Annotated in this window: 15 protein-coding genes; 9 read left to right on the forward strand and 6 right to left on the reverse strand. The window is 73.7% G+C overall.

What is annotated here, in order from left to right; all coding sequences use genetic code 11:
* The first annotated feature begins 164 nt into the window (after positions 1-164).
* The 3 genes from ACFZB3_RS27440 to ACFZB3_RS27450 all read left to right on the forward strand — a co-directional run bounded on the left by ACFZB3_RS27440 (position 165) and on the right by ACFZB3_RS27450 (position 6,844).
* Positions 165-2,888, forward strand: coding sequence for an AAA family ATPase (locus tag ACFZB3_RS27440; RefSeq protein ID WP_391379572.1), 2,724 nt, complete (start codon positions 165-167; stop codon positions 2,886-2,888).
* 180 nt (positions 2,889-3,068) lie between these two features.
* Positions 3,069-5,822, forward strand: a complete 2,754-nt coding sequence (locus ACFZB3_RS27445; RefSeq protein WP_391379574.1) for an AAA family ATPase — start codon at positions 3,069-3,071, stop codon at positions 5,820-5,822.
* 143 nt (positions 5,823-5,965) lie between these two features.
* Entirely contained in the window at positions 5,966-6,844 is an 879-nt protein-coding gene (locus ACFZB3_RS27450; RefSeq protein ID WP_391379576.1) for an alpha/beta fold hydrolase, read from the forward strand.
* A gap of 44 nt (positions 6,845-6,888) precedes the next feature.
* On the opposite strand, the gene ACFZB3_RS27455 is transcribed toward ACFZB3_RS27450, so the two are convergent.
* Positions 6,889-8,412 carry a DHA2 family efflux MFS transporter permease subunit gene (locus ACFZB3_RS27455; protein ID WP_391379578.1) on the reverse strand — a complete coding sequence of 508 codons (1,524 nt, stop codon included), beginning with the start codon at positions 8,410-8,412 and terminating at the stop codon, positions 6,889-6,891.
* A 69-nt stretch (positions 8,413-8,481) separates the two neighbouring features.
* Positions 8,482-9,693 (reverse strand): DUF2236 domain-containing protein, encoded by a 1,212-nt coding sequence (locus tag ACFZB3_RS27460; RefSeq protein WP_391379580.1) that lies wholly within the window; start codon positions 9,691-9,693, stop codon positions 8,482-8,484.
* 210 nt (positions 9,694-9,903) lie between these two features.
* On the opposite strand from ACFZB3_RS27460, the gene ACFZB3_RS27465 reads away from it, so the two are divergent.
* The 4 genes from ACFZB3_RS27465 (at position 9,904) to ACFZB3_RS27480 (ending at position 13,261) form a co-directional block, all read left to right on the forward strand.
* The gene (locus ACFZB3_RS27465; protein WP_391379583.1) at positions 9,904-10,536 is read left to right on the forward strand and encodes a TetR family transcriptional regulator; all 633 of its coding nucleotides are present in this window, start codon (positions 9,904-9,906) and stop codon (positions 10,534-10,536) included.
* A gap of 173 nt (positions 10,537-10,709) precedes the next feature.
* Entirely contained in the window at positions 10,710-10,985 is a 276-nt protein-coding gene (locus ACFZB3_RS27470; RefSeq protein WP_391379584.1) for a hypothetical protein, read from the forward strand.
* Between the two features lie 188 nt (positions 10,986-11,173).
* Positions 11,174-11,380, forward strand: a complete 207-nt coding sequence (locus ACFZB3_RS27475; protein WP_391379586.1) for a hypothetical protein — start codon at positions 11,174-11,176, stop codon at positions 11,378-11,380.
* Between the two features lie 381 nt (positions 11,381-11,761).
* Positions 11,762-13,261 (forward strand): neuraminidase (sialidase), encoded by a 1,500-nt coding sequence (locus tag ACFZB3_RS27480; protein WP_391379588.1) that lies wholly within the window; start codon positions 11,762-11,764, stop codon positions 13,259-13,261.
* A gap of 127 nt (positions 13,262-13,388) precedes the next feature.
* On the opposite strand, the gene ACFZB3_RS27485 is transcribed toward ACFZB3_RS27480, so the two are convergent.
* A complete protein-coding gene (locus tag ACFZB3_RS27485) occupies positions 13,389-13,604 on the reverse strand; it encodes a hypothetical protein (protein WP_391379590.1) in 216 nt (71 codons plus the stop codon).
* 593 nt (positions 13,605-14,197) lie between these two features.
* On the opposite strand from ACFZB3_RS27485, the gene ACFZB3_RS27490 reads away from it, so the two are divergent.
* Positions 14,198-16,231 carry an RICIN domain-containing protein gene (locus ACFZB3_RS27490; protein WP_391379592.1) on the forward strand — a complete coding sequence of 678 codons (2,034 nt, stop codon included), beginning with the start codon at positions 14,198-14,200 and terminating at the stop codon, positions 16,229-16,231.
* 88 nt (positions 16,232-16,319) lie between these two features.
* Positions 16,320-17,354, forward strand: a complete 1,035-nt coding sequence (locus ACFZB3_RS27495) for a substrate-binding domain-containing protein (protein WP_391379594.1) — start codon at positions 16,320-16,322, stop codon at positions 17,352-17,354.
* Between the two features lie 54 nt (positions 17,355-17,408).
* Here the strand turns inward: ACFZB3_RS27495 and ACFZB3_RS27500 are convergent, their stop codons facing one another.
* The 3 genes from ACFZB3_RS27500 to ACFZB3_RS27510 form a co-directional block, all read right to left on the reverse strand.
* Positions 17,409-19,763, reverse strand: coding sequence for a glycoside hydrolase family 3 N-terminal domain-containing protein (locus ACFZB3_RS27500; protein ID WP_391379597.1), 2,355 nt, complete (start codon positions 19,761-19,763; stop codon positions 17,409-17,411).
* 87 nt (positions 19,764-19,850) lie between these two features.
* Positions 19,851-20,681, reverse strand: a complete 831-nt coding sequence (locus ACFZB3_RS27505; protein WP_391379599.1) for an ABC transporter permease subunit — start codon at positions 20,679-20,681, stop codon at positions 19,851-19,853.
* Positions 20,678-21,529 (reverse strand): ABC transporter permease subunit, encoded by an 852-nt coding sequence (locus ACFZB3_RS27510; protein WP_391379818.1) that lies wholly within the window; start codon positions 21,527-21,529, stop codon positions 20,678-20,680. The genes ACFZB3_RS27505 and ACFZB3_RS27510 overlap by 4 nt, the downstream gene beginning before the upstream one ends.
* Positions 21,530-21,557: the final 28 nt, after the last annotated feature.

The following is a 21,557-nucleotide window of genomic DNA, read 5'->3' on the forward strand; positions in this document are numbered from 1 at the left end:
GCGCCGACCGGGTGAGTTCCCCGCCGCACGGACGGCGTTCGGCGGGGACCGGCGTCGAACAGCGGTTCGTCGCATCCTGGTTTCCCCCTCAGCTCGCCGGCCGCGGCGCAGTACCCTGATCTTCCAGGCAGCCCGAGCACGGGCGCCCGGCTGATGGGGGGATCGTGGAGCTCATCGGCCGGGACGACCAGCTGGATCTGCTGCGCCGGCTGCTGGCCGGGCCGCGGAGCCACGGGAGCGCGGTGCTGGTCCGCGGCGCGCCCGGCATCGGGAAGACGGCGCTGCTCACCGAGACCGCGGCGCTCGCCGAGGAACTCGGCTACCGGGTGCTGAGCACCAGCGGTGTCGAGGCCGAGAGCGACATCCCCTACGCCGGTCTCCAGCTCGTCCTCCGGCCGTTGGGCGCGGCGGCCGCCGGGCTCGCCGCGCCGCACCGGCAGGTCCTGGACTCCGCCCTCGGGCAGGCGGAGGCCGGCGTCCCCGACGTCTTCCTGGTCGGTCTGGCCGTTCTCAACCTCCTCGCGGACGCGGCCGCGGCCGCGCCGGTGCTGGTCCTGGTCGACGACGTCCAATGGCTCGACGACGCCACCGCCGGCGTCCTCGCCTTCGTGGCGCGCAGGGTCGGCACGGAGCCGGTGGTGATGGTGGGAGCCGCACGCGAGGGCTACCGGTCGCGGCTGAACTCCGACGAGGTCACCTCCCTGGCCCTGGCCCCGCTCACGGACGGCCAGGCCGCACAACTCCTGGCGGACCGTGCCCCGGACCTGCGTCCCACCGCGCATCGCCGCCTCCTGGCCGAGGCCGCCGGGAACCCCCTCGCGCTGACCGAGCTGTCGCGCACCCTCGGCGCGTCGGCCGACCCGCACCTCTCCCGGCTGCCCCTCACCGAGCGGCTCGAACGGGCCTTCACCGACCGCCTGGAGACCCTCCCCGACATCACCCGGAGCCTGCTGCGGATCGCGTCCCTCGACGACAGCCCGTCGCTCCCCGAGATCTACCGCGCGACCCGGGAGTTCACCGGTACGACGGCGGGAGCCGCGGAACTCGAACCGGCCGTGCGCGCCCGGCTCGTCCATGTCGTGGGCACCGAGCTGCGGTTCGGGCATCCGCTGATGCGGTCGGCGATCCACCAGACCATGCCCGCCGGCGTCCGGCACGCCGCGCACGCCGCCCTCGCCGCCGTACTCGACGCGGACCCGGACCGGCGGACACGGCACCGGGCCGCCGCCACCGACCGCCCGGAGGAGGCGGTCGCCGCCGCGCTGGAGGACACCGCGCACCGGGCCGCCCGCCGCGGCGGCATCGCGGCGGCCGTCACGGCCCTGGAACAGGCCGCCGCGCTCAGCGAGGACGCCGACCGCCGGGCCGAACGCCTGTTGCGCGCGGCCGACTTCGCCGTCGAGCTCGGCCGCCCCGAGACCGTGGCCCGGCTGCTGGACCAGGCACTCACCGGGCCGCTGTCGCGGCGGCAGCACGCCACGGTCGTCTGGCTGCGCGGCAGCTTCGACGAGGGACTGCGCGGCCATTCGTCCGGCGCCGTCTCCCTGACGGCGCTCGCCGAGGAGATGGCCGCGGAAGAACCCGCGCTGGCGCTGCGGATCCTGTGGAGCGCCGCGCAGCTGTGCTTCTGGTCCGAACCGGGCCCGGAAGCCCGCCGCGGGGTCCTGGAGGCCGTGGAGCGGATGGAACTGGACGAACTCGATCCGTGGCGGCTGGCCATCTGCGCCTATGCCGCGCCGGTCGACCGCGGCGCCTTCGTCCTGGACCGCGCCCGGCACGTCGTACCGGTCGTACCGCAGGAGGGCGACGACGGCCGCGCCTACCGCATGCTCAGCACCGCCGCGCTCCTCGTCGGCGGCTTCGGCCTGGCCCGGGCGTTCTCGGCGGCCGGCGCCGCGCCGCTGCGCGCCCAGGGACGCCTGGGGCTGCTGGCCCGCACGGTCGGTGCGGACGCGTGGAGCGCCCTGGTCGTCGGCGACCTCGGTGCGGCGATCGGCGCGACGGAGGAGTCACGGCGGCTGGCGCGCGAGACCAGCCAGACGATGATGTACGGGCTGATGACCGCCACCGCGGCGAAGCTGGCCGCGCTGCGCGGCGAGGAGGACTCCGCCCTGCGGCTGGCCGAGGAGGCGGAGGGGATCGGGCTCCCGGTCGGGGCACGTCCGGTGCTGGCCACCGCGACGACCGCACGGGGGCTGGCCGCGCTCGCCGCCGGGCGGTTCGAGGAGGCCTTCGGCCATCTCCGCCGGCTGCACGACCCGGCGGACCCCGCCTTCCAGGCCGCCCTGCGGCTGACCACCGTGGGCGACCTCGTCGACGCGGCGACGCACTGCGGGCGGCTGGACGCCGTACTCCCGATCGTGACGGAGCTGGAGGAGGTCGCCACGGTCACCCCCGCGCCGGTGCTCCACGCCGACCTGCGGCTGGTCCGGGCCCTGCTGGCCGCCGACGAGGACGCCGACGCGCTCTTCGCGGCCGCGCTGGGCGCCGACCTCACCGCCTGGCCGCTGACCAGGGCCCGCACCCACCTGGCCTACGGCGAACGGCTACGGCGCCGGCGGCGCAGCGTCGAGTCCCGGGACCATCTCCGGGCGGCCCGCGACATGTTCGACGCGCTCGGCGCGATCCCCTGGGGGGAGAAGGCCCGCCGGGAACTGCGTGCCGCGGGCGAGACCAGCCGCCGCCGCGCCCCGGACGCCCGGGACCGGCTGACCGCCCACGAGCTGCAGATCGTCCAGCTCGCCGCCGAGGGGCTGACCAACCGCGAGATAGGCCAGCGCCTCTACCTGTCGCACCGCACCATCAGCTCGCATCTCCACCGGATCTTCCCCAAGCTGGGCGTGGTCTCCCGCGCCGAGCTGCGGACGGTGGTCAGCGCACTGCGCTGAGCACCGTCATATGACGCTCGCTGTCGCCCGCGCGGCGCTCCTAGCGTTCCCTGTACGGGAGGTATCGACGAGTGGGGGAGCGGTCCCATGGCGTGGAACGACGCCCGAGAGGCATCGCAGGCACCGCAGGCATCGGAGGCATCGCAAGCACCACAAGCACCGTCTGCTTCCGGGCGGCCCATGGCCCTGGTCGGCCGGCACGCCGAACAGGAGGCGATCGGACGGCTGCTCGACGCGGTGCGCGACGGGCTGAGCGGGGTCCTGGTCCTGACCGGCGAACCCGGCATCGGCAAGACCCGGCTGCTGGAGTACGCCGCGGACCGGGCCGCGGAACTGCGTGTGGTCCGGCTGACGGCGGTCGAGCAGGAGACCGGCCTCGGCTTCGGCGCGCTGCACCGGCTGCTCCGGCCGTTCCTGACCCGGGCGGACCGGCTGCCCGAACCGCAGCGGGCCGCCCTGGACGCGGCCCTGGGCCTGGCGTCGGGGCCGCCCCCGGACCGCTACCTGGTCGGTCTCGCGACGCTGACCCTGCTGTCCGACGCCGCCGTCGACCAGCCGCTGCTGTTCCTCGTGGACGACGCCCAGTGGCTGGACCGGGAGTCGGCCGAGGCGCTCGCCTTCGCCGCCCGCCGTCTGCACGCCGACTCCCTGGGCCTGATCGTCGCCGTCCGTGAAGGGGTCGGCGACAAGGGCCTGTTCGACGCGCTGAGCACGCACCGCGTGCCCGGTCTGCCCGGGCCGGAGTCCAGGATCCTGCTCACCTCCGGCGCCCGGCGGGTGGACCCGGCCGTGGCCGACCGGATCGTCGTCGGCACCGGCGGCAACCCGCTCGCCCTGCTGGAGCTGACCGACGCCCTGACCGACGAGCAGCTGTCCGGCATCGCCCCGCTGCCCGATCCGCTGCCGGTGGGCCGGCTGCTGGAGGACCACTTCCAGCACCTGGTCCAAGCCCTGCCGGCGGCCACCGGAACCCTGTTGCTGCTGCTCGCGGCCGCCCCCTCGGACGACACGGGGCTGATGTGGCGGGCTGCGGGGAGGCTGGGCCTGTCGGCCCGCGCCGTCGGTCCGGCGGTCGCCGCGGGCGTCCTCGGCCGGGGCATGCCGACGGCCTTCCGGCACCCCCTGATCCGCTCGGCCGTCTACGCCGGAGCCGAACCCGGTGAACGCCGCCGGGTGCACGCGGCGCTGGCCGCCGTCTGCGACGCCGTACGGGACGCCGACCGCCGCGCCTGGCACCGGGCCGAGGCCGCCGGGGGCGTCGACGACAGGGTCGCCCACGACCTGGAGGCCGCCTCCGAACGGGCCCGCGCCCGTGGCGGGTACTCCCAGCAGGCCCTGTTCCTGTCGCGTGCCGCCGACTTCACCGGCGACCCGGACAAACGGGCGGAGCGGCTGCTCGACGCGGCGCAGGCCCACCTGATGTCGGGCGACGCGTCGGCGGCGGGGACCGCGCTGGACCTGGCCGGTGCCGACATCCGCGGCCCGGTGATGCGCACCCGCGAACTGCGGCTGCGGGCGTCCGTACAGATGTTCCAGGCCATCGTCATCGCCGACGTCCCCACGACGCTGATGGACGCCGTGACCAGGCTCGGTCCCCGGGACCCCCGGCTGACCTGGGAGCTGCTCTGCGAGGCGCTGCACGCCGCGCTGATCGCCCACGACTGCACGCGCGGCACGACGTTGACCGAGGTCGCGCGGGCCGTCGCCGCCGCGCGGCCCGCCCCGGACACCGCCGTGCGCGGCCGGGATCTGGTGATGGAGGGGCTGGCCCGGCGCGTGGCCGAGGGCTACGAGCACGGCGCACCCGTGCTGCGTACCGCGCTGGAACGGCTGCGGGACGGCGCCGGGTTCGGGGACGCGAACAGCCCGTTCGCGGTGGCGCTCTCGATGGCCTGCGACGACCTGTGGGACATCGGGGCCGAGCGCGAACTCACCGGGCGCCTGGCGGCGGCGGACCGCGAGGCCGGCGCCCTGTACGCGCTGGGCGTCACGCTGCTCGTCGAGGCGACCTGCGACCTCTGGGACGGACGGTTCACCCAGGCGGAGGTCCGCTACGCCGAGTACGACGACATCGCGGCCGGCACCGGCTTCCCCGGCGGCGGCGACATCAACCGGCTCTACCTGTTCGCCCTGACCGGCCGGGAGCCCGAACTGCGGGCGGCGGTGCGGCGGACCGCCGAGCTGCGGAGCGTCGGCCTCGGTCTGCATCAGCTCCTGGCGCAGCACGCGCTGACCCTGTTCGAGCTGGGGCAGGGCCACTACCGGCAGGCGATGAAGCACGCGCGGGCGGTTTTCGAGGAGGACCCCCCGTCCTGCGGCAACCGCGCCCTCTCCTTGGTCGTCGAGGCCGCCGTGCGCACCGGCGACCGGGCCGCCGCCGCGGTTGCCCTGGCCCGCCTGGAGGAGCGCGCCCCGCTGGCGGCCACGCCCTGGGCCCTCGGCTCCCTCGCCCTCGGCCGGGCGCTGACGGCCGACGGCGACGACGCCGGGAAGTTCTACCAGGAGTCCGTCGAACTGCTCGGGCAGGTTCCGCTGGCCCTGGAGCGGGCCAGGTCCCGGCTGCTGTTCGGCGAGTGGCTGCGCCGCCGCAAACGGCGTTCCGACGCCAGGGCGCAACTGCGGGCCGCGTACGAGAGCTTCGACGCGTTCGGAGCGGTGCCGTACGCCGAGCGGGCCCGGGCCGAGCTGCTGGCCACCGGCGAGACGGCCCGCAGGCGGACGGAGACGACCAGGTTCGATCTCACGCCGCGGGAGCGGCAGGTGGCCGCGATGGCCGCCGCGGGGCGGACCAACGGGGAGATCGCGACGCGGCTGTTCGTCACCACCTCGACCGTCGAGTTCCACATGAACAAGGTGTTCCGCAAGCTCGGCATCACCTCCCGCAGGCAGATACCCCGCGCGATCGGCGAACCGGGCCCGGCGGCCGACGCCTGACCACACGGGCCGCACGTGCCGTACGGGCCGCAGCGCGGTTCGCACCGGGGTCCGACCCCGGTGCGAACCGCCGCCGGGCGTGATGGTCTGGGTCTCCCCCGAACGCAGAGGAAACCCAGATGACCGGTGGCGGAGCGCACGGAATGACCGACCACACGGGTGCCCGGCTGCGCCACGGCCGGCACACCGTGGACGGCGTCGACCTCCACTACGCGCTGGCGGGCTCGGGCGAACCGGTCGTGCTCCTGCACGGCGTCCCGAAGACGATGTTCTTCTGGCGCCACGTCATCCCGCTGCTCACGCCTCATCACACGGTCGTCGCGCTCGACCTCCGCGGCTTCGGGGGCTCCGCGCGGCCGCCGTCCGGCTACGACACCCGGACCCTGGCCGGCGACGTCGCCGGGGTCATGACGGCTCTGGGCTTCGAGCGGTTCCGCGTGGTGGGCGAGGACTGGGGCGCCGCCGTCGCGTACGCCGTCGCGGCCTTCCACCGGCCGAGGGTGGTGCAACTCGTCTACCAGGAGACGAGGCTGCCGGGCCTCCCGGCGCCGGACCCGGCCGCCGCCGCCCTGCCGCCCGAGGACCCCCGAACCGGCTGGCACCGCACGCTGTTCGCCCTGCCGCACTACCCGGAGCTGCTCGTCACGGGCCGTGAACGGGCCTTCTGGACCTACTTCATGCGCCGGATCATGGCCGATCCCAGCGCCTACACCGACGCCGACGCCGACGAATACACCCGCGGCCTCGAACAACCCGGCGGAAACCACGCCGTCTTCGAGCTCTACCGGGCCACCGGGACCGACGCGGAACAGAACCGGCCCCAGTTCGCCGACCTGCTGACCTGCCCGGTGCTGGCCGTCGGCGGCCGCGCCTACCTGGGCGCCGAGCCCGGTCACCAGATGGCGCAGGTGGCGAAGGACGTCCGCAGCACCGTCGTCGAGAACGCCGGGCACAACATCCCGCTGGAGGCCCCGGACGAACTCGCCCGCCTCTACCTCGACTTCTTCGCCGGCCGTGCGTAGATGTCCGCCCGGCCGGCGGGAACCGGACTCGCGCCGCAAGGCGCCTACATGTGCACCACGGGTGCCTTGCCGGGGTCGGCGACCGGTGCGCCGCGCCGGTACAGCAGGACGCTGACCACCAGGCCCGCGGCGAAGAAGGCGGCCGACCACCAGTAGGCGGTGGAGTACCCCTCCAGGCTCGCGTGGGCCAGGACCGCCGGGTCCCCGGGGTCGCGGCCCGCCAGGTAGTCGGTGACGGCGCCGGTCGCGAGGGTGTTGAGGAGGGCGGTGCCGAGGGAGCCGCCGACCTGCTGCATGGTGTTGACGGCGGCGGAGGCGACACCGGCGTCCTCGGTGCGCACACCGTCCGTGGCCAGGGCCATCGCGGGCGCCATCACGAGTCCGAAGCCGAGGCCGGCCAGGACCAGCGGCGGCAGGATGCCGGTGGCGTAGGAACTGGTCAGGTCGAGACCGGTCAGCCAGACCATCGCGGCGGCCGCGATGCCCATGCCCAGCGGAACCACCGGCTTGGGGCCGACGCGGGGGACGAGGACGGTGGTGGCGAGGGTCGAGGTGAGCATCAGCCCGGCGATCATCGGAAGGAAGGCCAGTCCCGTCTTGATCGGGCTGTATCCCAGGCTCTGCTGCAGGTAGTAGGTGAGGAAGAGGAAGACCCCGAACATGCCGGCGCCGATGACCAGCACGGAGAGGAAGGACGCGCCGCGGTTGCGGTCGAGCAGGACGCGCAGGGGCAGCAGGGGGTGGGCGGCCCGGGTCTGCCACCACGTGAACAGGGTGAGCAGTACGGCCCCGGCGAGCAGGAAGCCCCAGGTGGCCGGCGAACTCCAGTCGTGGGTCTCGGCGTTGGAGAAGCCGTAGACCAGGCAGAACAGTCCGCCGGAGACGAGGACCGCGCCGGGGACGTCGATCCGGGCGCTCCGGTCGCGGGTGGTGCGCTGCAGCAGGACGGCGCCGCCGGTGAAGGCGACCGCGGCGAAGGCGACGTTGACGTAGAGGGTCCAGCGCCAGTCGAGGTGCTCGGTCAGGACCCCGCCGAGCAGCAGGCCGATGGCGCCGCCGGCACCGGCGATCGCGCCGTAGACGCCGAAGGCCCTGGCGCGTTCCCTGGCGTCGGTGAAGGTCGTGGTCAGCAGCGACAGCGCGGCCGGGGCGAGCAGCGCGCCGAACGCGCCCTGGACGGCACGGGCGGCGACGAGCAGCTCGAAACTGCCGGCGGCACCGCCGAGCGCGGAGGCCCCGGCGAAGCCGACCAGCCCGACCAGGAAGGTGATCTTGCGGCCGAAGAGATCGGCTATACGGCCGCCGAGCAGCAGCAGGCTGCCGAAGGCGAGGGCGTAGGCGGTGACGATCCACTGCCGGTCGCCGTCGGAGAAACCCAGGTCCCGCTGGGCGGAGGGCAGGGCGATGTTCACGATCGTCCCGTCCAGGACCACCATCAGCTGGGCCACGCCGATGACGGCGAGGATCCACCAGCGACGGGGAGGCGGCGCGTCGGCGGCGGGGCGGGCGGAGACCGTGGTCTCGCCCGGTGGCGTCGAGGCGGAGGCCGAGGCGGAGGTTTTGGGCATGACGAAGCTCCTGGAGAGGTGAGCAGAGGCAGGGAGAGAGGTGGGCGGGGCCGGCGGGAGGATCCCGGGTCAGGCCGCGGGAGCGCTGAAGCGCGTGCTCTGCGGCTGCGCCGGGCGCCGCGGCAGGCAGTGGGTGGTCCCGCTGCCGCGCGGGACGCCGGTGACGGGTCCGGGTCCGGGCTCCGCGAGCGCGCGTCGCCGGGCCTCGCCGGCCGACGACGCGGAGTAGGTCTGCCAGTACCGGGCCTGGCGGTTGAGCTCGCCGATCAGCGGCATGAGGTCGGTCGTGGCGGGGCCGGGGACGGGGGCGGGAAGCCCCAGCCGCTCCGCCGGTCCGTCGCCGAGGGCCTGGCGGAGCACACGGTGGATGAGCGTGCGCAGCTGCTCCTCGGACAGGGCCAGGCCCGGCGCGCCGGCCATCGCACGGGCCTGCGCGTCGACCGTCGCGGCGGTCAGCGCACGTGAGTTGCCGTCGGGGGCGGCCGTCCGGGAGTCCAGCAGGTCCCGCAGCCGGCGGGCGTCGGCGTGGGTGGCGACGCCCTGGTGAAGCGTGTCGTCGATGCCGAGGAGATGGGCGACGTACGACCAGTACGCGTACAGGTGGCGCTCCTCCTCGCCGCTGATCTCGATGCCCACGGCCGCCAGCGCCTCGTACGCGACGAGGGTGAAGCCCAGCCAGAGGCGGGCCGTGTCCGCCTGGCCCGCGGGCACTCCCCCGGCGGGCGTGTCCCGGCCGCCGCCCGTCGCCGAGGCGCGCAGCCGGGCCTGGCGCAGCCGGAGCCGGACCGTGGCCACGTACCCCGGAGCCCCGCGCAGCAGCCCGCCCGGCCGCAGCGCCTGCCGTATCCACACCCCGGTCTCCACGAGCCCGCGCGTGGCCAGGTCCTGCGGACCGCCCGCGCGGACCAGCCGCCCCGCGACGGCCGGGGACGCGTAGAAGTGGGCGAGGGCGGCGGGGACCGAGCAGAGCTGGAACCACAGGGGCGGCACGGACAGGGTCGCGAGGTCGCCCCGGTGCGGCGTCAGGGGGTCGAACCGGGCCGGGGTGGCCTCCAGCTGCTCCAGCAGCGCGGCGACGGCGGCCGGGGGAGGCGCGTCCAGGACATCCGGCCCGGCCGTGCCGTACCGGAGTCCGGTGTCGAGGGCGCGCCGGACCCGGTCGCCGTGGAGGTCCAGCTCGGCGATCACCGCGTCGGCGAGGGGATCGCCGCTGTCGGGCACGGGTGCGGACACGGGTGCGGGTGGCATGCGGCGGTCGGGCTGCGAAGGGTGTGCGGTCATGTCGCTCTCACTTCCGGAGGGGGCTACGGCCGTCCGTGTCAGTCAGGCAGGCGTACACCACGCCGGAGCACTTCCTGACAGGTGTCAGATTACCGAGAATCTGACAGGCGTCAAGTAAGGTGGGGGGCGCACACTCGGGCTCCACCGACAGCAACGGAGGCAGGGATGGGAACAGCGACCGGATCCGCTCGGCGGCCGGGACGTCCCGGCGTGGACACTCCCGCGGTGCCCGAGGAGGCGAGCATCCTGCAACGCGGGCTGGAAGCCTTCGCGGAGCTGGGCTACGACCGCGCCTCGGCCCGCGAACTGGCCCGCCGCCTGGGGGTGAGCCACAACTTCATCAACGACCGCTACGGGTCCAAGGCCGCCTTCTGGCGTGCCGTGGTGGACCACGCGCTCGGGTCGCAGCTGGCCCTCCTGACGGAGGCCGACCCCGCGGCGGACGCGGCCGGGCGCCTGCGGCGGCTGATGGCCGACTTCTACCGCTCCGCGGTGGAGACACCGCTGGTGGGACGCATCATGGTGGACGAGTTCTCCCGGGACAGCGAGCGTCTGGACTACCTGTACGAGCAGTACATCGCGCCGCTCATGCAGCGCCTCCTGCCCGACGTCGAGAGCCTCGTGGCCGCGGGCCGCATGGCACCCGTCCCGGCGGACGTCCTGTTCTTCGTCGTCGTCGGCCCCGTGTCGGGCATGGTGGAAGTGCCGCTGGCCCGCCGCCTGGGCAGGCCCGAGGCCACCTCACCGGAGCAACTCGGGGAAACGGCGGAGCTGTTGGCGTCCCTGGTGGTCAACGGCCTGCTCGCGACGGCTCCGGGGAGCGGTTCCCCGGCGGAGGCGTGAGCGGGTCGTCCCCCCGGATGCCCAGGACGGGCGGCGGAGAGGATGCGACGCTGGAGTGAGGGGCCCGCCGGCCGGGGCACCGCTCACCGGGCGCCGCCAGGCGGCCTTGCCCGCCTGGATCCGGCCCGCCGGGACCAGGAACGCGCGACCAGCCCGGAAGGCAGGTGCGTCCCATGCGCACGTCGACCCGTATCGCCGGTGCCCTCACCGGTCTGACCCTCGCCCTCGGTGGCGCGGTCCTCACCGCTCCCGCGGCCCGGGCGGACATCCCCGCCTGCACGAAGATGGCCGAACTGGCCGGTGCCACCGCCTCCGACTCCGTCACGGCGGCCTGCGGCCGCGGCGTGGTCGGAGACCTGCAGAGCTGTGTGACCGGGCTGACCGGGGCCGGAGTGGCGGGCGGCGCCGCGACCGGTGCCTGCCGGGCGGCGGCCCACGAACCGCGTTAGAGGACCACGCCCGGCAGCCGCCCGGCCCGGTGACGGCACCCCGCTCCGGGCCCGGCCCGGCCCGGCCTCGCCTCGCCCCGCCTCGCGGGCCTCATGCGGAGCGCCCATGCTGAGTAGGAAGGCGCCGTCGTCCTGAGACTTGTCCTTCCCGAAGGCCGAACGAAGGCGCCTGAGAGGAGGAGGAAGTCATGCGCATGCGAAGGATCCTGGGCCTCGTCCTGGCCGCGGCAACCCTGGTGGGCGCGAGCGCCGTCGGCGCCGTCAGCGCGGGGGCCGCCTCGTCTCCGAACATCTCCAGGGACGACTGCACGGCCGCCGGCGGACAGATCGTCGCACGCCCCTATGCCGGCTACGCCTGCGATCTGCCCGACGGGACCAGGCAGGCGATCACCTGACCGTCCGGCCGGAGCACGACCGGGCAACCGGCCCGGCCGGTGCGCCCGGCGCGGCGGGTACGGGGTGACGCCCGAACCTCCTGCGCCCGTCCCGACACCGCGACACCGCGGCACCGCCGCTTCACCACTTCCTGATTCCTGACGCACGGGCAACCGTGGCCGACCGGCACCGTGCACCCGCCGGTCGGCTCCCCCATGCCCTCGAAGACCCGGGGGCGACTCCGTCGTTCGGCCCATCAAGGCCACCGGCCTCGACGCCGAAAAGGACCAGGCGGAGTCGCCCCACCTGCACGTAACGGCAGTCCTCCGCGCCCCAGGCCGCAGGCCGCCCCGATGACGGCGGTCCCGTACCCCGGCCGACAGGCCCGGAGGAAATCCCGCATGCGCGTCTTCCTGCCCCTGACCGCCCTCACCACCGCCGCGCTCCTGCTCGGCACGGCCACCGGCGCGACTCCCGCCGCAGCCGACCGGAATTCCGACGGCACACCGCTGGTCAAGGTGTCCCAGGGCGACCCGTACGCGAAGTGCACCATCGGTGCGAGGTCCCCCGACAGCGTCGTCTACCCGGCCACCGAGGTCGAGCCGTACCTGTCCGTCGATCCGCGCGACTCCAGGCGCGTGGTCACCGTGTTCCAGCAGGACCGCTGGAACGACGGCGGCGCCCGCGGCCTGGCGGCCGGCTGGACCACGGACGGCCGCACCTTCCACCGGAGCACGCTGCCGTTCAGCCTGTGCGCCCCCGGCGGCGCGGACTACGAACGGGCCTCCGACCCCTGGGTGAGCACCGGACCGGACGGCACGGTCTACGCCGGCGGGGAGGGCGTCGACTTCACGAAGAGCACGCGCACCGCCCTCCTGGCAGCCACGTCCCGCGACGGCGGCCGCACCTGGCACCACCTCACCACCACGCACGTCGACGAACAGCCGTTCTTCAACGACAAGCCCTCACTCACCGCCGACCCGGTCCGCAAGGGCACCGCCTACCAGGTCTGGAACCGCCTCGACAACGACCCACCCGGCCCCGGCTCCCTCGACGGTCCCGGCTACATCTCCGTCACCCGCGACGGCGGCCGCACCTGGAGCAGGGCCCGGCAGTTCGTCGACACCAGCGGCGTGCCCGACACCCAGACCATCGGCCATCTGATCGTCGCCGACCGGCGCACCGGCGCCCTGTACGACTTCTTCGACCGGATCACCTACGCCGACGACCTCACCACCGTCGTCGACGCCCGCTACCAGGTGGTCACCTCGACCGACGCCGGACGGACCTGGAGCGCCCCGGTCACCGTGGCCCGGGACACCTCCGTACCGGAGGTCGACCCGAACGACCCCGCCAAGCTGCTGCGCGCCGGGTCCACCCTGCCGAGCCCGGCCGTCGACCCGAGGACCGGCACGCTGTACATGGCCTACGAGGGCTCGGACTTCTCCGGCGGAACCGCCGGAACTGGTGGAACCGCCGGAAAGTTCGACTCCGTCCAGCTGGTGCGGTCCACCGACGGCGGACGCACCTGGGGGACGCCGGAGCTGATCAGCCCCAGGGGCGTGCCGGCCTTCTCACCGTCGATCGCGGTCACCGGGCGGGGCACGGTCGCGCTCACCTACTACGACCTGCGCTTCCTCAGGCCCGGCGACACCACCACCCTGCCCACCGCCTACCAGCTGGCCACGCTGCCGGACGGAAACCCGGAGCTCCGGACCGAACGACGGATCTCGCGGGTCTTCGACTGGCTGCAGGCGCCGTACGCCGGGGGCTACTTCCTCGGCGACTACCAGGGCCTGGCGGCGGACGGCGAGGGCGTACGGCCGGTGCTCACCGAGGCCCACTCCGGCGCACCGCAGAACCGTACGGACGTCTACACCGGCACTCTCCGCGTCCGCTGACCGCCGCGGACCCCGCCGGCCGCGGACAGGCCTCGGGCCCGCACCGTGACCGCGTCGGTCGGGCCGGGCTCGCCGCGCTCGTGCGGGAGCGCCCCGCGGCGTGTGGCTGCGGGGCGCCCTGCGAGGTTCAGTCGACCTGCTCCCCGTTGTGCGTGCCGCCCTTGCAGTAGTTGCCCGCCTCGTTGATCGCGGGCGTTCCGCCGCCCTGCTTGCACTGAGAGGGCGTGACGTAGGACGGGGCACCCTGTGCGGGGGCGGCGGTGGCGGTGACGGCGCCTGTGAGGCCGAGTCCGGCGAGGGCTGCCGTGGCGATGCCGGCGGCGAGGATTCGTCGAAGGCGCATGTGGTTCCCCTTTCACGGATTACCTCGGTTGGGGCACTAGCCAGCTTGATCTTCACCCATGTGGGTGGCACGCCATGTTGCGCCATTCGGGTGAAATCGCTGTCGGGTACGGAGGCGGGGCGCGCCGAACGCACACGGTGACCGGGGGACGGCCGCGGTCGGCCTTCCTTCTTCCCGGTGGCCGGTCAGGCGGTGTGCTGGTAGGCGGGGCAGGTGAGATTGCCGGTGCGGCGCGACTGCCGCCGACCGCAGGCACCCCGCGGCACGGGCGGTCGTCTCGTCAACACCCTGTGACCGCCCGTGAGCGAAACACTTTCGGAAACGTGCTCGTGACACTCCGCTGCCGCGTCCCAATACTGTCCTCACCTTTCTCGCTCTGCGCCCGGAATTTCCTGCCAGAGGAATCGCTCAGGCCCCCCGAAGGAACCGCGTTGATTCGTTCATTGACAAGCAAGGCGCTCGCGGCGGCAGCGGCCGCGGGCATCGGTGTGGCATTCACCATCGCCTCCGCAGGGACCGCATCGGCATATCAGCCGAGTCCCGCGAACCTTTACACGGCGACGAATTCGGCCGCCTGCAACAAGAGCCCCTGCGTGCTCTACCCGAAGTCGGCCCAGTTGCCCGACGGCCGCATCGTGGCGACGTTCGAGGACAGCGAGACCGCTCCGGTGGGGCAGACCCTGCCCGTCTACAAGAGCGACGACGACGGCACCACCTGGGCGAAACTGGCCGACGTCAAGGCCCCCGCCTACCTGTCCGCCGACTCCGCGTACGCGAAGTACACGAGCAACTGGACGAACCCGTACCTCTACGTCCTCCCGCAGAACGTGGGCAGCCTGAGCGCCGGCACGCTGCTGCTCGCGAGCATCGTCTCGGGGGACGACTCCTACTACCAGGAGCAGAAGGCGGCGAACTCCTCCTGGACGCCGACCGGCGACGGCGACCGCAAGGACGTGGCACTGGCCCTGTACTCCAGCACCGACGACGGGGCGACCTGGAGCTTCCGGAACATCATCGCCGCCGGCGGCTGGCAGGGCGGCAGCGCGGGCAGCGTCGGCCGCACCTCGACCGCCAACACGTACAAGCAGGTCGACCCGGTCTGGGAGCCGCATCTGCTCGCCCACAACGGGCAGTTGATCGCCTACTACTCCGACGAGGACGACTACACCGGCTACGACACCGGCACCGGCGCCCCGGCCCTCGACCCCGACAACGCCACCGCGACGGACTCCGGCGGCCAGGTCCTCATGCACCGGACCTGGGACGGCACCAGCGCCTCCGCCTGGAGCAGCCCGGTCGTCGACGTCCCCGGCTCGACGGTGGACATGGGCGGCGGCAAGACCGAGATCGGCGGCGGACGCCCTGGCATGACCACGGTCGCGCCGACCACCGACGGCAAGTGGATGATGACGTACGAGTACTGGGGCGGCGGCACGAACGTCCGGTACCGGATCGCCGACGACCCGACGAGGTTCTTCGCGGGCACGGACGCCGCGATCACCTCGCTGCCCGTGCCGTCGGGCGGCAACGCCCTCGCCACCGGCGGCAGTCCGGTCCTCCTCCCGATGCCCGACGGGCGGATCGTCTACAACGCGGCTGGCAGCGGAAGCGTGTGGGTGAACGAGTCGGGCACGAGCACCGGCACCTGGAAGCAGTACCAGACACCGATCGCCGCCGGGTACAGCCGCGACCTCCAGTACGTCGACGGCACCGGACGCGTGCTGATACTCCAGGCGTCTTGGAGCGGCACCAGCGTCGGGCCGGTGAAGTACGCCGAGGTCGACCTCGGCCGCTCCGACGGCGCCTACTACACCCTCGTCAACCGGCTGACCGGCCAGGCCCTCGCCCCCGCCTCGGGCAGGACGCAGGACGCCAACCTCACCGGCAACACCCCCGACCTGGTCACGAGCGCGGTGTCCGCCTCGGACCCCACCCAGCGCTGGCACACCCAGGCCAAGGGCTCCGACATCACCCTGCTGAACAAGGCCGGCGGCCGCGCGGTCGCCGTCTGGACCGGCAGCGCGACGGCCGGGCAGAAACTGGCCCAGTGGGTGGACGACGACGCCACCGACAAGCGCTGGACCCTGATCGCCTCCTCCACCAGCGGCTACTACAAGCTCCGCTCGGCCAGGAACACCGGCCTCTACATGACGGCCGCGACCGCGGGCGGCTCCGTCACCCTGGCCGCCTCGACCGACGACGGCTCCCAGGACTGGCAGCTGCTCCAGGACCCGCTCCCCACGGACTCGACGTTCACGCTCAAGGGCGGCTACTCCGGCCGCTGCCTCGACGTCCCGAACGGCCAGACCGGCGTCCAGGTGCAGATCTACGACTGCTCGGGCAACGCCAACCAGACCATCACCCAGACCGCCGCGGGCGAGCTGCGCGTCTCCGGCAAGTGCCTGGCCGCGAACGGCGACGGCACCACCGCGGGCACCAAGCTGATCCTGTGGGCCTGCAACGGGAAGACCAGCCAGCAGTGGGCGTTCCGGGTGGACGGCACGATCGTCAACCGCTCCGACGGCCTGGTCATCGACGTGACCGGCTGGGGCACCGCCAACGGTTCGAAGGTCGAGCTGTGGACGGGCCTCGGCAACGCCACCCAGCAGTGGAGCAGAGTCCAGTAGCCGCACCGGCGGGCGGGCGCCGGAGTCTTGTCCGCCGGCGCCCGCTGCTGTTGCATGGCGCCAGGCCGCCGACGGGAGAGCGAGGACCGTGACCGTTCAGGACAAGGGGCAGCTGGACGCCCAGTACGGCCTGCTGACGAGCATCGCCCAGGAGGCGGGCGTGTCGCTCAGCACCGTGTCCAAGGTGGTGCACCGGCGCCGCGACGTGGGCGCGAAGACCCGGTCCCGGGTCGAGGAACTGCTGGAGCAGTACGGGTACGTGCGCTCCTGGGACCGCAGGTCCGCCGCGTCCCGGCAGATCATCACCGTCTTCCGGGACCTGTCGGGCCCGTACACCCTGGAGGTCGTCCGCGGGATCGTGGACGCGGCCGGTGAACTCGACGTCGACGTGGTGACCGGGACCACGAGCCGCAGGTCCATCGGCCAGTGGCTGGAGGAGTGCGTGGCGCTCGGCGCGGCCGGGCTGATCATCGTGATCTCGATGCTGGCCGAGGACGACCAGCGGCGGATCGTCGAGCAGCGGCTCCCGGTGGTGCTGGTGGACCCGCTGAGCGCGCCGTCGGCAGACATCCCGAGCATCGGGGTCACCAACTGGAGCGGCGCCAGGGAGGCGGTCCAGCACCTCCTCGGCCTCGGCCACACCCGGATCGCCATGGTCGCCGGGCGCTCGCACTCGCTGGCCGGCGCGGCGCGGCTGCACGGCTACCGGGCGGCGCTGGAGGAGGCGGGCATCGGCTACGACCCGGCGATCGTGGGTTCGACCGACTTCGACTACGACGAGGCGCTCGCGGCGGGCCTCAGGATCCTGCGCGGTGAGCGGCCGCCCACGGCCGTCTTCGCCGCCAGCGACGCCCAGGCGCTCGGCGTCCTGGAAGCCGCCCGGCAGCTGGGCCTCCGGGTGCCGGACGACCTGGCGGTGATGTCCTTCGACGACACCCTGGTGGCGGCCATGGCGTCCCCACCGCTGAGCGCGGTGCGCCAGCCGTTCGAGGAACTGGGGCGCGAGGCCACCCGCGTGCTGCTGTCGGTGGCCGACGGCCGCCCGCCCGCCTCCCCGCGCATCGAACTGGCCACGGAGCTGGTCCTCCGGGCCTCCACGTCCGCTCCGCCCCGCGCGCGGTGAAGGGCGGGCGGTCCCGTGCGGAGACCGCCCGCCCTTCACCGCGCGCGCCCTTCCTCAGTCCCGCTCGACCACCACCGGCACCCCGTGCTGGCGCAGGACGCTCGCGTCCCGCTGCTCACCGACGAGCTGAAGGCTCACCTCGTTCGGGGTGTCCCCGCTGGAGGACCCGGCACGGAGCAGGATTTCCCCGGGCTCGACGACGCGCCGGCCGTCCAGGCCGGTGAAGGCCAGCCGGTCGGTGTGGACGCCGAACCGGACGGTCGCCTCCTCCCCCGGCTCCAGTGGCACCTTGGCGAAGGCCAGCAGTGCCCGGACCGGCCGGGTGACCTGGGCGAGGGGGTCGGTGAAGTACAGCTGGACGGTCTCGGCGCCGGGGCGTGATCCGGTGTTCCGTACCAGCACGGACACCATGAACTCGCCGTCCGTGGGCACCTGTTCGCGATCGACCGCCAGCCCGTCGATCTCGAACGACGTGTACGACAGGCCGTGCCCGAAGGGGAACGCCGGGCTCGGGTCCAGGTTGGACAGCCAGCTCTGCCGGTCGCCCAGCGGCGGGTGCAGGTAGGTGTAGGGCTGCCCGGCGGGCGAGTTGGGGATCTGCACCGGCAGCCTGCCGCTGAAGTCCGCGCGGCCGGACAGGAGTTCGGCGACCGCCCGGCCCCCCTCCTCGCCCGGCAGGAAGACCTGCACCATGGCCGCCGTACCGGCCGCGAACCGGCCCACGGCGTAGGGGCGTCCGCTGACGACGACGAGGACGACCGGCCGGCCCGTCGCGAGCACCGCCTCGACCAGCTCCTCCTGCACGCCCGGCAGCCGCAGGTCCTCCACGTCGCAGCCCTCGCCCGAGGTGCCGATGCCGAACATCCCCGGCTTGTCGCCGACGACCAGCACGGTGAGGTCGGCCGCGCGGCTCGCCTCCACCGCGGCCGGAATACCGTCCCGGTCCACGTCCCGTATCGGGCACCCCGGCGCGAACAGCCAGTCCACGCCCGGGAGTTCACCGGCGAGCGCGGTCCGCAGCGAATCCGCCTCCACACCGTTGCCGAGATCGTCGCGGTCGGAGAGGACGTGGTTGGGGAAGCTGTAGCAGCCGAACATCGTGCGGACGTCGTCGGCGCACGGGCCGACCAGCGCGATCCGGCCGGCCGAGGGCAGCGGGAGGCCCCCGGCGTTGTGCAGCAGCACGGCGCCGGACCGGGCCACGGCGTGCGCGAGCCGACGGTTCTCCGGCTTGTCCAGATCAAGGCCCCCCTCGCGCAGGGCGGGCGGCTCCGGGTCCCGGTCGGCGTCGAGGAGTCCGAGGGCGGCCTTCTGCCGGAGCACCCGCCGCACGGCCCGGTCGACGTCGGCCTCGTCGGCCGCTCCCCTTCGCACGGCTTCGGCCAGCGCCGCGCCGAAGCCGCGCTGGTCGGGCAGTTCGACGTCCAGGCCGGCGTGGAGTGCCAGCGCCCCGGCGCCCGGCAGGTCGGCGGCCACCCGGTGCGCGCTCACCAGGAACGGCAGCGACCAGTAGTCGGAGACGACGGTGCCCTCGAAACCCCACTGGTCGCGCAGCACACCGGTCAGCAGCCGACGGCTCGCGGCCGGGGCCTCGCCGTCGATCTCGGCGTACGAGTTCATCACCGAGCCCACTCCGGCGGCGACGATCCGCTCGAAGGGCGGCAGGATGACGTCGGCGAGTTCCCGGTGGCCGATGCCGACCGGGGCGTGGTTGCGGCCGCCCATCGAGGAGGAGTACCCGGCGAAGTGCTTGAGGGTGGCGTACACCCCGGCGCCCTGCAGCCCCAGGACATACGCCTCACCCATCTCCCCCACCAGGTACGGGTCTTCGCCGTACGTCTCCTCGCAGCGCCCCCACCGGTAGTCGCGGATGACGTCGACGACCGGGGCGAGGCCCTGGTGGACCCCGGCGGCGGCCATGTCGGTGCCGATGGCCGCGCCGACCCGTCGGATCAGGGCGGGGTCGAAGGTGGCGGCCATGGCCAGGGAGGTGGGGTAGATGGTGGCGCCGTAGGCGGTGAAGCCGGTGAGGCACTCGTCGTGGGCCATCGCCGGGATGGCGAAGCGGCTCTGCGCCATGACCTGGCGCTGGCGTGCGGCCAGCAGGCGGGCGTGTTCCAGGGCGGGGCGGGGGACGGTGCCGTAGGGGCGGGTGAGCTGGCCGAGACCGTGCCGGGCGGTCTCGTCGAGATCGCCGACGCGCCCGAACAGGCTGGTTCCGGGGGCGACTTCGGGGCCGGCCGGTTCGACGTCCTCCCAGGTGCTGCCGAGTTGGGCGATCTTCTCCTCCAGGGTGAGCCTCGCCAGCAGCGCCTCGACGCGTTCGTCGACCGGGCGGGCGGGGTCGGCCCAGGGGCGGTCGTCGTCCGCCGGGGAGAGGTCCGCGTGGTCCGGCGTGGTGGTCGTCATTCACGACTCCTCGTGGGGGTTGTCACTTGGGCATGCCGAGGGCGGCCGGCGGCTCTGTCGCCCCGGCCGACTCCCTTCGGGCATTGGCTACTTGGAGAATCCGGCGGTCAGTCCGGCGACCAGCCGGCGCCTGGCGAGGACGAACACGGCCAGCATGGGAAGGGTGGAGAGGACGACCGCCGCCATGGTCGCGGGCACGTTGATGCCGAACTGGCCGCGGAAGAGCGTCAGGGCGAGCGGCAGGACGGCCTTGTCGCCGCTCTGGGTGAGGATGAGAGGGAAGAGGAAGCCGTTCCAGACCTGGAGGCCGTCGTAGACGGCGACCGTCACCAGCGCGGGCCGGGCCAGCGGCGCGGCGAGCGAGAACAGCATCCGCCAGTCGCCGGCGCCGTCCACGACCATCGCCTCGAACAGCGAACGCGGCACGTCCCGCAGGAAGCTGACCAGGATCATCACAGTGACGGGCAGGGCGAACGCCGCCGAGGGCAGCACGATCGCGAGCAGGCTGTCGTACAGGTGCATGCGGATGATCAGCAGGTACACCGGGATGATCACCGCCTGGAGCGGGATCGCCAGGCCCAGGAGGTAGAGCCGGAAGGACAGCCGGGACCAGGGATTGGTGTGGCGGACGATGGAGAAGGCCGCCATCAGGGCGACGACCACGGTGATCGCGACCGCCGCCGCCGTGACCACCACGCTGTTGAGCAGGTAGGTGGTGAAACCGCCGTCGAGGACGGTCCGGTAGTTGTCCAGGGTCGGGTGGGCGGGCGGTGCCAGCGGACTCGCGGTCGTGAAGTCGGTGCTGCCGCGCAGACTGGTCACGACCAGCCAGTAGACGGGTACGACGACCAGCGCGGTCCACACGAGCGCGGCACCGCCGGTGACGGCGCGGCGCGCAGTGGCGACGGCGGTGCTCACAGGCCCTCCTGCTGGCTGTCCATCCGGGTGAAGCCGGACAGGCGGGTGGTGAGCAGCGACAGCGCGAGGCCGAAGACCACCAGGAGGGTGGCGAGTGCGCTGGCCCGGCCCATGTCGTGGGCCTGGAAGCCCGTGATGTACATGGCCAGCGGCAGCACGCGGGTCGCGGTGCCGGGGCCGCCGGTGCCTCCGGAGAGGACGAAGATCAGGTCGAAGTAGGTCAGCGAGCCGACCAGCATCAGCGTGCTCGACGTGACGAAGGTGTACTTCAGCTGCGGGAGGGTGATGCGCAGGAAGCGGGTCACGGGTCCGGCACCGTCGATCGCGGCGGCCTCGTAGAGGGAGACCGGGATCTGCCGGATGCCGGCCTGGTAGAGCAGCGCGTGGAACGGCGTGAACTGCCAGGCGATCACGAAGATCACCGTGTAGAGGGCCAGCTCGGGCGAGCCCAGCAGGGGCCGGGCCAGCCAGTGCAGTCCGGGGGTGGCGCCGATGCCGAAGGCCGGATCCAGCAGCGCCTGCCAGGTCAGGCCGATCGCCACCGCGGACAGCAGCAGGGGCAGGAACCAGAGCACGGCGAACAGCGCGCGCAGCCGTCCCCGGGGCGCCTGGAAGACCCCCAGCGCCAGGGCGATCGGTGTCTGCACCACCCAGCTCACCGCCATCACCTTGAGGGTGAGCCACAGTGCCTGCCAGGTGGCGGTGTCCCCCAGGACGCCGGTCCAGTTGGCGAGGCCGGCCCAGCCGACGGAACCCAGGCCGTCCCAGCGGGACAGGCTGAGCACCAGCACGCCGGCCAGCGGCACCAGCGCGAACAGGCCGAACAGGAGCAGCGCGGGCGCGGCCATCAGCAGGCCGCCGAAGCGGCGCCGGCGA

The organism is Streptomyces sp. NPDC008092 (genome assembly GCF_042957285.1).
Taxonomy (GTDB): Bacteria; Actinomycetota; Actinomycetes; order Streptomycetales; family Streptomycetaceae; genus Streptomyces.

What these genes read in the sequence shown, in the direction of transcription:
- ACFZB3_RS27445 (WP_391379574.1), top strand. Translation starts at nt 3,069, where the DNA reads ATGGCCCTGGTCGGCCGGCACGCCGAACAGGAGGCGATCGGACGGCTG.
- ACFZB3_RS27450 (WP_391379576.1), top strand. Translation starts at nt 5,966, where the DNA reads ATGACCGACCACACGGGTGCCCGGCTGCGCCACGGCCGGCACACCGTG.
- ACFZB3_RS27455 (WP_391379578.1), bottom strand. Translation starts at nt 8,412, where the DNA reads ATGCCCAAAACCTCCGCCTCGGCCTCCGCCTCGACGCCACCGGGCGAG.
- ACFZB3_RS27460 (WP_391379580.1), bottom strand. Translation starts at nt 9,693, where the DNA reads ATGACCGCACACCCTTCGCAGCCCGACCGCCGCATGCCACCCGCACCC.
- ACFZB3_RS27470 (WP_391379584.1), top strand. Translation starts at nt 10,710, where the DNA reads ATGCGCACGTCGACCCGTATCGCCGGTGCCCTCACCGGTCTGACCCTC.
- ACFZB3_RS27475 (WP_391379586.1), top strand. Translation starts at nt 11,174, where the DNA reads ATGCGCATGCGAAGGATCCTGGGCCTCGTCCTGGCCGCGGCAACCCTG.
- ACFZB3_RS27480 (WP_391379588.1), top strand. Translation starts at nt 11,762, where the DNA reads ATGCGCGTCTTCCTGCCCCTGACCGCCCTCACCACCGCCGCGCTCCTG.
- ACFZB3_RS27485 (WP_391379590.1), bottom strand. Translation starts at nt 13,604, where the DNA reads ATGCGCCTTCGACGAATCCTCGCCGCCGGCATCGCCACGGCAGCCCTC.
- ACFZB3_RS27500 (WP_391379597.1), bottom strand. Translation starts at nt 19,763, where the DNA reads ATGACGACCACCACGCCGGACCACGCGGACCTCTCCCCGGCGGACGAC.
- ACFZB3_RS27510 (WP_391379818.1), bottom strand. Translation starts at nt 21,529, where the DNA reads ATGGCCGCGCCCGCGCTGCTCCTGTTCGGCCTGTTCGCGCTGGTGCCG.